Annotated in this window: 12 protein-coding genes; 7 read left to right on the top strand and 5 right to left on the bottom strand. The window is 42.7% G+C overall.

Translation table 11 applies throughout. The features are described from left to right. Together AACQ81_RS18910 and fbp are read right to left on the bottom strand one after the other, a co-directional pair. The coding region (locus AACQ81_RS18910; protein WP_237388225.1) for a hypothetical protein at positions 1–297 on the bottom strand (297 nt) is incomplete at its 3' end. A 426-nt stretch (positions 298–723) separates the two neighbouring features. Then, on the bottom strand, positions 724–1,728 hold the full coding sequence (gene fbp / locus AACQ81_RS18905) for a class 1 fructose-bisphosphatase (protein WP_237388224.1): 1,005 nt from the start codon (positions 1,726–1,728) through the stop codon (positions 724–726). Between the two features lie 172 nt (positions 1,729–1,900). Here fbp and mpl point away from each other — a divergent pair, with 172 nt between their 5' ends. Next, positions 1,901–3,271: a UDP-N-acetylmuramate:L-alanyl-gamma-D-glutamyl-meso-diaminopimelate ligase gene (mpl, locus tag AACQ81_RS18900; protein ID WP_237388223.1), complete on the top strand. Its 1,371-nt coding sequence runs from the start codon at positions 1,901–1,903 to the stop codon at positions 3,269–3,271. A 121-nt stretch (positions 3,272–3,392) separates the two neighbouring features. Here the strand turns inward: mpl and argR are convergent, their stop codons facing one another. Further along, a complete protein-coding gene (argR, locus tag AACQ81_RS18895; protein ID WP_237388222.1) occupies positions 3,393–3,863 on the bottom strand; it encodes a transcriptional regulator ArgR in 471 nt (156 codons plus the stop codon). A 518-nt stretch (positions 3,864–4,381) separates the two neighbouring features. Here argR and mdh point away from each other — a divergent pair. Next, the gene (gene mdh, locus AACQ81_RS18890) at positions 4,382–5,320 is read left to right on the top strand and encodes a malate dehydrogenase (protein WP_237388221.1); all 939 of its coding nucleotides are present in this window, start codon (positions 4,382–4,384) and stop codon (positions 5,318–5,320) included. Positions 5,321–5,432: 112 nt separating this feature from the next. Here the strand turns inward: mdh and AACQ81_RS18885 are convergent, their stop codons facing one another. Further along, the gene (locus tag AACQ81_RS18885; RefSeq protein ID WP_237388220.1) at positions 5,433–5,699 is read right to left on the bottom strand and encodes a helix-turn-helix domain-containing protein; all 267 of its coding nucleotides are present in this window, start codon (positions 5,697–5,699) and stop codon (positions 5,433–5,435) included. A gap of 187 nt (positions 5,700–5,886) precedes the next feature. Here AACQ81_RS18885 and AACQ81_RS18880 point away from each other — a divergent pair, with 187 nt between their 5' ends. Then, entirely contained in the window at positions 5,887–6,234 is a 348-nt protein-coding gene (locus AACQ81_RS18880; protein WP_237388219.1) for a DNA-binding protein, read from the top strand. A 76-nt stretch (positions 6,235–6,310) separates the two neighbouring features. Next, positions 6,311–6,697, top strand: a complete 387-nt coding sequence (locus AACQ81_RS18875) for a DNA-binding protein (protein WP_237388218.1) — start codon at positions 6,311–6,313, stop codon at positions 6,695–6,697. A gap of 27 nt (positions 6,698–6,724) precedes the next feature. Here the strand turns inward: AACQ81_RS18875 and ispB are convergent, their stop codons facing one another. Beyond that, positions 6,725–7,696: an octaprenyl diphosphate synthase gene (gene ispB, locus AACQ81_RS18870; RefSeq protein ID WP_237388217.1), complete on the bottom strand. Its 972-nt coding sequence runs from the start codon at positions 7,694–7,696 to the stop codon at positions 6,725–6,727. Between the two features lie 249 nt (positions 7,697–7,945). On the opposite strand from ispB, the gene rplU reads away from it, so the two are divergent. The 3 genes from rplU (at position 7,946) to cgtA (ending at position 9,839) form a co-directional block, all read left to right on the top strand. Next, positions 7,946–8,254 carry a 50S ribosomal protein L21 gene (rplU, locus tag AACQ81_RS18865; protein ID WP_047766254.1) on the top strand — a complete coding sequence of 103 codons (309 nt, stop codon included), beginning with the start codon at positions 7,946–7,948 and terminating at the stop codon, positions 8,252–8,254. 20 nt (positions 8,255–8,274) lie between these two features. Continuing rightward, entirely contained in the window at positions 8,275–8,532 is a 258-nt protein-coding gene (rpmA, locus tag AACQ81_RS18860) for a 50S ribosomal protein L27 (protein ID WP_010845218.1), read from the top strand. 131 nt (positions 8,533–8,663) lie between these two features. Beyond that, entirely contained in the window at positions 8,664–9,839 is a 1,176-nt protein-coding gene (cgtA, locus tag AACQ81_RS18855) for an Obg family GTPase CgtA (RefSeq protein ID WP_237388216.1), read from the top strand. Positions 9,840–9,963: the final 124 nt, after the last annotated feature.

Here is a 9,963-nt window from a genome sequence, read left to right as displayed (position 1 = left end):
TATTGTATTATTGACTTTCCCCAGAGCGTAGGATTTAGCCTGTTCAGCCAACTGGGTAGGGGAGGATGAGAGCAGGTTGCTGACCCGCATCACATTTTGGGCAATGACCCCGGCATTATCATCGTGCGCATTCTTGGTGCTATTTTCATTCCCCGCTTGTTGTAACCATGTTCTTTCTGTTTTATTTCCGTCAATTTCTTCACTCACCGAAAAAGCATTCATCGGCGTAAAAGGTAAAAAGAGAGCATATGTGAGAACAGATAGCCGGAAAACTTTATGATTAAAATACGAGTCCATATATGAATACCTCATACAATATGGGCTGTTGCCAGCGCTTCAGAGTGATACCTTTGATGTTTAAAGTTACTGGATATAGGGGAAATATCCATGAATATAAAGAGAATCATATTCCCCATACCTACATACATTAGGAAAGTTTTTATTGTTCTGCGTAATGAATAATTGTTATCAGCTGATAACTCAGGGTGTTCGGTTGATTAAAATTGATGATGGTTATTTTCAGCAGAAAATAGTATTTACGATATTACGGTGAAGCCCGTAAAAGTACTAAGGATACTCTCTACTTAGAATGAGATGTTGACTATGAGGTGTTGTGGCATAAATGCAGAAAATAACAAGGAAGTTAAAATGGGCATTAATATTCAAGGGAAAATTAAAGAGGCAAAATATCGCCTCTTTTAATTTGTCGCTTAATAAAATCGCTTATTCGTCTGGAAACTCAGCCATGAAACTTTCTGCTTTTTCCACCATTGATCTTGTACCTACAAAGAAAGGGACACGCTGGTGCAGTTCGCTGGGTACGATATCCAGAATGCGGTTTGTGCCATCACTGGCTTTTCCACCCGCCTGTTCAGCCAAGAATGCAATTGGGTTGCATTCGTATAGTAGACGTAGTTTGCCTGTTGGATGGCTTGCTGTGCTCGGATATATATAGATACCCCCTTTCAGCAAATTGCGATGGAAATCAGCAACCAGAGAACCGATGTAGCGGGTAGTGTAAGGGCGTTGAGTCTCTTCATCCTGTTCCTGACAATATTTGATGTACTTTTTCACACCCAACGGGAATTTGATGTAGTTCCCTTCGTTGATAGAATACATATTGCCTTTTTCTGGGAATTGGACTTTTTCATGAGTCAGGCAGAAAACGCCAAGAGAAGGATCGTAAGTGAAAGTGTGAACACCGCAGCCTGTGGTGTACACCAGCATAGTGGATGAACCATAAACCACATAACCGGCTGCAACCTGACGCTCCCCCGGTTGCAGAAAATCTTCTTCGGTTACAGGTTGCCCGATTGGGGTAATTCGGCGGTAAATAGAGAAAATAGTCCCAACGGAAACGTTTACATCAATATTCGAAGAACCATCCAGTGGATCCATCAAAACAACATATTTTGCATTTTCTGCACGATCGCCATCGAAAATAACGATCTCATCTTCTTCCTCGGAAGCAATACCAGCAACTTCACCGCGTGCTTTCAGCGCTGCTTTGAGTTTTTCATTGGCGTACAGGTCCAGTTTCATCTGAACTTCACCTTGGACATTGGATACGCCACTTGTACCTAAAATATCAACCAAGCCAGCTTTGTTGATGTCTCGATGAATAATTTTGGCCCCTAATTTGATGGCAGACAGCAGTGCGGTTAGTTCACCCGTAGCATGAGGAAAGTCTTGCTGTTTTTCGACGATGAATTCGCCTAATGTTTTCATGACAAAGGCCTTGAATTTGATTGTGGTTTTAGGAAGCGTGCTTCACTTTCGTGTTGCACTCATGCGCGGGCAGTTTAGCTAAAGAATCAAATGATTCATAGGTTATTGCATTTCTAATATCTGATTTGATGGTTAGAATAGTGATACAGTTCATGATATCGGATAGAAATAAATGCGTATTCATATTCTTGGCATTTGCGGTACTTTCATGGGAGGGTTAGCGATCCTCGCTCGTTCACTGGGTCATGAAGTTACTGGCGCTGATGCCAATGTGTATCCACCAATGAGTACCCTGCTGGAGAAACAAGGCATCGAGTTGATTCAAGGGTACGATCCTGTACAACTCGATCCTGCACCAGATATGGTAGTTATCGGCAATGCCATGACCCGCGGTAATCCCTGTGTGGAAGCAGTGTTGGAGCGTGGAATTCCTTACACCTCTGGCCCACAGTGGCTGCATGATCACGTATTGCCGGAGCGTTGGGTATTAGCAGTGGCCGGCACTCACGGGAAAACAACAACGGCGGGTATGCTTACATGGATTCTGGAAGCCTGTGATTATAAACCGGGATTCTTGATTGGTGGTGTTCCGGGAAATTTTACTGTTTCAGCACAAATCGGTGAAAGCCCGTTTTTTGTGATTGAAGCGGATGAATATGACAGTGCTTTTTTTGATAAGCGTTCTAAATTTGTTCATTACAGCCCACGTACACTGATCATGAACAACCTTGAGTTTGATCACGCAGATATTTTCGAAAATCTGGCCGCCATTCAAAAACAATTCCATCACCTTGTCAGAGTTGTGCCAAGCTCAGGTAAAATCATTGTTCCCGATAATGACATGAATTTAAAAAATGTCCTTTCTATGGGGTGCTGGAGTGAGCTGGAACTTCTCGGAGAAACCGGAAGCTGGCAGGCGAAAAAAGTCAGTCAGGATAGTAGCAACTACCAAGTATTCCATCATGGTGAACTGGTAGGTGAGGTGGGCTGGTCATTAGTCGGTGAACACAATATGCATAATGGCTTGAGTGCAATTGCCGCAGCCCATCATATCGGGGTTCAACCTGCGGATGCCTGTCAGGCATTGGATCGCTTTATCAATGCCCGTCGTCGTCTTGAATTGCGTGGTAAAGTCAATGGTATCTCGGTTTATGACGATTTTGCTCATCACCCAACAGCTATTTTAGCGACTCTGGAAGCGTTGCGAAGTAAAGTTGGTGGAATGACGCGTATTCTGGTCGTGCTGGAGCCGCGTTCTAATACCATGAAAATGGGAATGAGCAAAAATGACATTGCACCTTCAATGGGGCGTGCTGATGAAGTTTTCCTCTATCAGCCAGCCAATATGCCGTGGCAGGTTATTGAAATTGCAGAACAGTGTATTCAGCCCGCTCGCTGGAGTGCGGATATTGATACTTTGGTTCGGATGATTGTCGAAACGGCGCAACCGGAGGATCATATCCTTATTATGAGCAACGGCGGATTTGATGGTATCCACGAGAAATTACTGGCTGAGTTGGCTAAGAAAGCAGATACAGTTTAATTGAAAGATCTTCGGAGTAAGGGGGGCGCACTGATTGGGCGATCCTCTCTTCATCTAAATATATTCAGTGTGTGCCTGCCGCATACATTAATTAGCTTTCTTGGTATACGGCAGATATAGATTAAAGTTCCTGCTCAAATAGATTGAGGATCGCCTCATAGAGCTGCTTTGTCGTAAGGTTTTGGGCTGGCGTGGTAAAAATAGTGTCATCACCTGCAATGCTGCCAAGAATTCCTTCAGCTTTACCCAATGAATCCAACAGGCGTGCAATTAGTTGTGCTGCACCCGGGCTTGTGCGTATGACCACAACACTGTGATTATAATCGACATCTAATACCAGATTCTTTAGCGGACTGGTGGCTGTGGGTACACCCAATTCTGCTGGCAGACAGTAGACCATTTCCATTTTTGCATTACGGGTTCGCACAGCACCAAATTTTGTCAGCATCCGGGAAACTTTAGATTGGTTGATATTTTCGAACCCCTCTTCCTGAAGCGCTGAAACAATTTCACCTTGAGAGCTGAATTTTTCTTCTTTCAATAATGCTTTGAAAGCTTTTACCAAATCGTCCTGTTTCGAAGGAACACGCATATTTCACCATCGTTAAATCCGTTATAAGGCTGATATTATGCAAAAGAGTGAATTTTTATTCAAGAAAGAGAAGGGAAAACCAAGATACAGAGCATAATTGTATATTCTTTCCCATATTACCTTATTTATAATCAGGGTATTGAACATTTTATTTTTGCCTATTTTCATTTTCATAGAGTAAGCATAGTAAATACATTGTTAATTAAATGGTGTTGTTTGATTCGGCAGGAGAGTGTAAGGTGATCGACCTATTAATTAATAGGATAATTAGAATAATTATCAAAAAAGTGTCCATTATCTCATTAACAGATAAGCCTTTTGTCTAGAATAAAACAACTATTATGTTCCATCCGCAGGTCATTGGGTGGATAATTTAGCTGTTAACAGATTGTTTTAATACGTAGTGATGAGTGGAGGAGAGTCTTCCTTATCATTGTTGTAATGATGGGAAAAATGAAAGCACTCTCTTAACCAGACAAGTTTAAGTTTTTTACAGCACTTATTTAAGGAGTATCAGGATGAAAGTTGCAGTTCTCGGTGCAGCCGGTGGTATTGGTCAGGCACTTGCCCTTCTACTCAAGACCCAACTTCCTTCAGGTTCAGAACTTTCCTTGTATGACATTGCTCCGGTGACCCCGGGTGTGGCAGCCGATCTGAGTCATATCCCAACGGAAGTTAAAGTCACTGGTTTTGCTGGTGAAGATGCAACCCCTGCACTGGCAGGTGCAGATGTGGTATTGATTTCTGCGGGTGTCGCCCGTAAGCCTGGTATGGATCGTTCCGACCTATTTAATATCAATGCGGGGATCATTCGTAATCTGGTACAGCAGATTGCTAAAACTTGTCCAAAGGCATTAATCGGAATTATTACTAACCCTGTCAACACCACTGTGGCGATTGCGGCTGAGGTTCTGAAAAAAGAAGGTGTTTACGATAAAAACCGTCTGTTCGGTGTAACAACTCTGGATATTATCCGTTCCAACACTTTTATTGCTGAATTGAAAGGCAAAAAACCAGAAGAGCTGGAAGTTCCAGTTATCGGTGGGCACTCAGGTGTGACTATTTTGCCTCTGCTGTCTCAAATTCCTGATGTTAGTTTCACTGACGAAGAAATTGAAGCATTGACCAAACGTATCCAGAATGCGGGAACTGAAGTGGTTGAAGCAAAAGCAGGTGGCGGATCTGCAACTCTGTCTATGGGGCAGGCTGCTGCACGCATGGGGTTGTCTATGATCCGTGCCCTGCAAGGCGAAAGCAATGTTATCGAATGCAGTTATGTTGAGGGTGATGGCAAATATGCGCGTTTCTTCGCTCAACCAGTTCGCTTGGGTAAAAATGGTATTGAAGAACATTTAGATATTGGCAAGCTGAGCGATTTTGAACAAAAATCACTAGATAACATGCTGGATGTTTTGAATACAGATATTGAATTAGGCGAAAAATTTATTAATGATTAATTTATTTAATTTGTAATTTATTAATATACAAATTAATTTAAATATATTAGTTAACTAAAACCGCTAGTTTAAAAATAACTAGCGGTTTTTCTATGAATAATTAAATTAATAGTTAATTATTCTTTTTATCTCGAATTTTTCTTTCTAATAGTTCTCCTGTATTGCGATCGAAATAACGGCTTGGCCATATTTCAGACGGATGCAATTCTAAGTAATTCGCTATTATCCATTCTCCCTTGGGCCATGGGCGAGAAAGTGTATTCGCCAAAGTTGATGAACTTAGCCCCGCTTCACGAGAAACGGCTGCCAGAGTCGTTCCACGTTTACGTAAAGCGGCAATAATATCAGCAGGATGCCAATCCGATTTCATAGAAATCATTTTTTTAATCCTTTCCTATTAAATTTGAAGCCACATTAGTGGTATAACTAAAGCGTTAGTGTGAAATTAATAACGAACACGAATCTGTTATTAAGAAAATAAAATAACATTATTTTTTCTAAAAATATTTCTAATTTTTTCTTAATAACTTCTTTTTTGAACTTGGTTACAAAAATAGAGAAACATTATGAAAAAAGAGTGGTATACGGCAATGGAGTTGACCGGTGTAGGCGAGTTACCTAGATCACCACAAGGAGTTAATGCCAGAGCAAAACGTGAAGAATGGTTGAGGCAAAAACGAACAGGTGTTCAAGGCAGGGCAATTGAATATCACTATTCTTGTTTTCCTGATTCAACATTGTCTGCTCTCGAACTTAATGAAACATCACCAGAATATCAGGTTCAGAAACAAGATCCTTTATCCATTTGGGTAAGCGCATTTAATTTACTCACTGAAGAAGAAAAGGAGGTAATTACCGACGTGATATTACGAGACGGTATAAGAAGTTTTTTAGAAAAAATTATAGCTACCTGAGGCTGCTTTTGAAAAAGCCAAATGTTTAAAATTTGGCTTTATCTTCACTGCCCTGGTACAACGCGAGGAAAAAGAGATGAAAAAAGAATGGTATTCTGCAAAGGAACTCATCGGCCTCGCAGGGCTGCCATCGTCTCCTCAGGGAGTGAATCTGATGGCAAGACGCGAGGGCTGGGAACAACGCCGTAAGCGTGGAGTGCAGGGAAAAGCTCTCGAATATAATGTCAACAGTTTGCCCGAAGAAGTTTTAAATATACTGACTGTCAGTGAAAACTCGGTCGAGTATTATCGGAACAAGCGACAGGATCCGTTTATGATTTGGGTGGAAGCTTATTATCAGCTGACCAAGTCTGAAAGAGAACGGATAGTTAAGTTTATTTTGAGAAAAGGGTTGGCTGGCCTTGTTCAATTTGTCGGCATTCAAGAGATTGATAGTAAAGATAAAGACAGTATCCCAGATTGAACAATCAGGGATACTGATTGAATCGGCTCAAGAAAGTCGCTGTACGGCGACATGGGCTAATCCCACAAGGGCCGCCTTATACGGAGAATCATCAAGTACTTGTAATACTGAAATAGCCTTATCTGCTTCTTCCTCAGCCCGTTGGCGGGTATATTTGAGTGAACCACACTGTTTCATGGTTGCAAGTACAGTATCCAGCAAATGGCGGCCATTTCCCTGTTTAATAGCATTACGTATCATTACAGATTGCTCTGGTGTTCCATGATTCATGGCGTGCAGGAGGGGCAATGTTGGTTTGCCTTCATTCAGGTCGTCCCCCGTATTCTTACCGAGCGTGCTGTTATCTGAATCGTAATCCAGCAGGTCATCGATTAATTGGAATGCGGTGCCAAGATAACGGCCATAATCACGTAGCGCCACTTCTTGCTCAGGCGTTGCGTTAGCCAGAATAGCGGCGGAATGCGCAGAAACTTCAAACAGACGGGCGGTTTTACTATAAATAACGCGCATATAGTCATCTTCTGAGATATCAGGATTATTACAGTTCATTAACTGCATCACCTCGCCTTCAGCAATGACATTGGTAGCGTTAGACATCAATTTCAATACACGCATGGAATCAAGGTCGGTCATCATCTGAAATGATCGCGTATAGATAAAATCTCCCACGAGGACACTGGCTGCGTTGCCATAAATGGCGTTGGCCGTTGCCTTGCCGCGTCGCATATCAGATTCATCAACGACATCATCATGCAGCAATGTCGCGGTATGAATAAACTCAATCAGGGCCGCAACTTTGATGTGTTTTTCACCTTCACAATGAAGCGCTTTACCAGTCAGTACTGCAATCATTGGGCGAATACGTTTGCCTCCGCCGCTGATAATGTAGTAACCAAGTTGGTTGATCAGCGCAACATCAGAATTTAATTGGTCAAGAATGGTGTCATTGACCGCTGCCATATCATCTGTAGTAAGTTTTATTATCGATTCTAAATTCATGTTTTGGCTTTGGACTCTGATTCAGAGCTGTGCTCATTAATTAGCGTATTAACAGATATTACGATGTATCGGTCGCACTTGTAAAACAGCTCAAATAAATGGCAATCGAAAAAGTCCGTTTTTTTCTCATCTGTTCTAATTCTGCACTTGTCTTCCAAGCGGTTTTTGCGTAGAATTCGCGCCCTATTGTGAATATTTTATAGCGCGCTCGGAAAGAATTTTAGAGGGTGCGCGGAAAGCGGAGTTTATATGTACGCGGTTTTCCAAAGTGGTGGTAAACAACACCGAGTAAGCGAAGGTCAGACTATTCGCTTGGAAAAGCTGGACATCGCAACAGGTGAAACTGTTGAGTTTGACCAGGTGCTGATGGTCGCTAATGGTGAAGATATCAAAATCGGCGCTCCAGTAGTTGAAGGCGTTAAAATTAAAGCTGAAGTTGTTGCACATGGCCGTGGCGAGAAAGTTAAAATCGTTAAGTTTCGTCGTCGTAAACACAGCCGTAAGCAGCAGGGCCACCGTCAGTGGTTCACTGATGTTAAAATCACTGGCATCGCTTAAGATTTTAGGAGAGCAGATAAATGGCACACAAAAAGGCTGGCGGTTCGACTCGTAACGGTCGCGATTCTGAAAGCAAACGTCTGGGTGTAAAACGTTTTGGTGGTGAGTCTGTTTTGGCAGGCAGCATCATCGTTCGTCAACGTGGTACTAAATTCCACGCAGGCAACAACGTAGGTTGTGGCCGTGATCACACCCTGTTCGCATTAGCTGACGGAAAAATTAAATTCGAAGTTAAAGGTCCAAAAAACCGTAAATTCATCAGCATCGAAGCTGAATAAGTTTTTTGAATTTTAATCGAATCGGAAGCCCTGCAATGTGTGTTGCGGGGCTTTTTATTATTCTGGATTACGCCATCTCTGGGTACTAGCTGCCATCCAGCTTTACAGTGGCTATCCTACGGAGAAAGATTATGAAATTTGTAGATGAGGCCAGAATACTGGTTGTAGCGGGAGATGGTGGCAATGGTTGCGTCAGCTTCCGTCGTGAGAAATATATTCCAAAAGGTGGGCCGGACGGCGGAGATGGGGGTGACGGCGGAGATGTCTATCTACTGGCTGATGAAAACCTCAATACGCTGATTGACTACCGTTTTGAAAAATCCTTCCGCGCTGAGCGTGGTCAAAATGGACAAAGCCGCGATTGCACTGGTAAACGCGGTCAAGATATTACCATCAAGGTTCCGGTCGGAACGCGTGTACGTGACGTTGCCACAGGCGAAGTTCTCGGAGATATGTTGCGCCATGAACAACGTTTTATGGTTGCAAAAGGGGGGTTCCACGGCCTTGGTAACACCCGATTTAAATCTTCTGTGAATCGTGCTCCTCGCCAAAGAACAATGGGGACACCCGGAGAAAACCGCGAGCTGATGCTGGAGCTGATGTTGCTGGCAGATGTAGGTATGCTGGGAATGCCAAATGCGGGGAAATCCACCTTTATCCGGGCCGTTTCAGCAGCAAAACCTAAAGTAGCCGATTATCCATTTACAACATTGGTGCCAAGCCTTGGTGTTGTGCGCATGGATAACGAGCAAAGCTTTGTGGTCGCAGATATCCCTGGTTTGATTGAAGGAGCATCAGACGGTGCTGGTTTAGGCATTCGCTTCCTGAAGCACCTGGAGCGTTGCCGTGTATTGTTGCATTTGATTGATCTCTGCCCGATCGATGAATCTGATCCGGTTGAAAATGCCCGAATTATCATCAAAGAGCTACACAAATACAGTGAAAAACTGGCAGAAAAACCGCGTTGGTTGGTATTCAATAAAGTTGATCTGACCGATCCAGAAGAAGCTAAACAGCTAGCCAAAACTATTGCTGATGAGCTTGGTTGGGAAGGCGACTATTATATGATTTCAGCAGTGAACCGTCAGGGTGTGAAAGAGCTTTGCTGGGACATTATGGAGTTCATGAATATGCAGCCCCGTAGTATGGAAGCGACGGAAGAAGTCAAACCTGAAAAAGTTGAGTTCATGTGGGATGATTATCATCAGGAACAGTTGCAGAAATCATCCTCGTCTGATGATGATTTGGATGATGATGACTGGGATGAAGAAGACGATGAAGGCATTGAGTTTATTTATAAACACTAGAGCGTGTTGATCTTTTTGGTATAAAAAGCAAGCAGCAAATGGGGCTGTTATAATGGTTTCGCCAAAAATCAAAACAATTACCCCAAATGCCAAGACTAATGTTAACAGATGATAGCTGGAAATT

Origin of the sequence: Xenorhabdus sp. Sc-CR9, assembly GCF_963897815.1 — a bacterium.
Classification (GTDB): Bacteria; Pseudomonadota; Gammaproteobacteria; order Enterobacterales; family Enterobacteriaceae; genus Xenorhabdus.
Note: the sequence above shows the minus strand (reverse complement) of the source record. Positions and strands in the feature narration are given on the sequence as shown.

Excerpts from the sequence above, each read along its gene's own strand:
- fbp (WP_237388224.1), bottom strand. The coding sequence starts at position 1,728 with ATGAAAACATTAGGCGAATTCATCGTCGAAAAACAGCAAGACTTTCCT.
- mpl (WP_237388223.1), top strand. The coding sequence starts at position 1,901 with ATGCGTATTCATATTCTTGGCATTTGCGGTACTTTCATGGGAGGGTTA.
- argR (WP_237388222.1), bottom strand. The coding sequence starts at position 3,863 with ATGCGTGTTCCTTCGAAACAGGACGATTTGGTAAAAGCTTTCAAAGCA.
- mdh (WP_237388221.1), top strand. The coding sequence starts at position 4,382 with ATGAAAGTTGCAGTTCTCGGTGCAGCCGGTGGTATTGGTCAGGCACTT.
- AACQ81_RS18885 (WP_237388220.1), bottom strand. The coding sequence starts at position 5,699 with ATGATTTCTATGAAATCGGATTGGCATCCTGCTGATATTATTGCCGCT.
- AACQ81_RS18880 (WP_237388219.1), top strand. The coding sequence starts at position 5,887 with ATGAAAAAAGAGTGGTATACGGCAATGGAGTTGACCGGTGTAGGCGAG.
- AACQ81_RS18875 (WP_237388218.1), top strand. The coding sequence starts at position 6,311 with ATGAAAAAAGAATGGTATTCTGCAAAGGAACTCATCGGCCTCGCAGGG.
- ispB (WP_237388217.1), bottom strand. The coding sequence starts at position 7,696 with ATGAATTTAGAATCGATAATAAAACTTACTACAGATGATATGGCAGCG.
- rplU (WP_047766254.1), top strand. The coding sequence starts at position 7,946 with ATGTACGCGGTTTTCCAAAGTGGTGGTAAACAACACCGAGTAAGCGAA.
- rpmA (WP_010845218.1), top strand. The coding sequence starts at position 8,275 with ATGGCACACAAAAAGGCTGGCGGTTCGACTCGTAACGGTCGCGATTCT.
- cgtA (WP_237388216.1), top strand. The coding sequence starts at position 8,664 with ATGAAATTTGTAGATGAGGCCAGAATACTGGTTGTAGCGGGAGATGGT.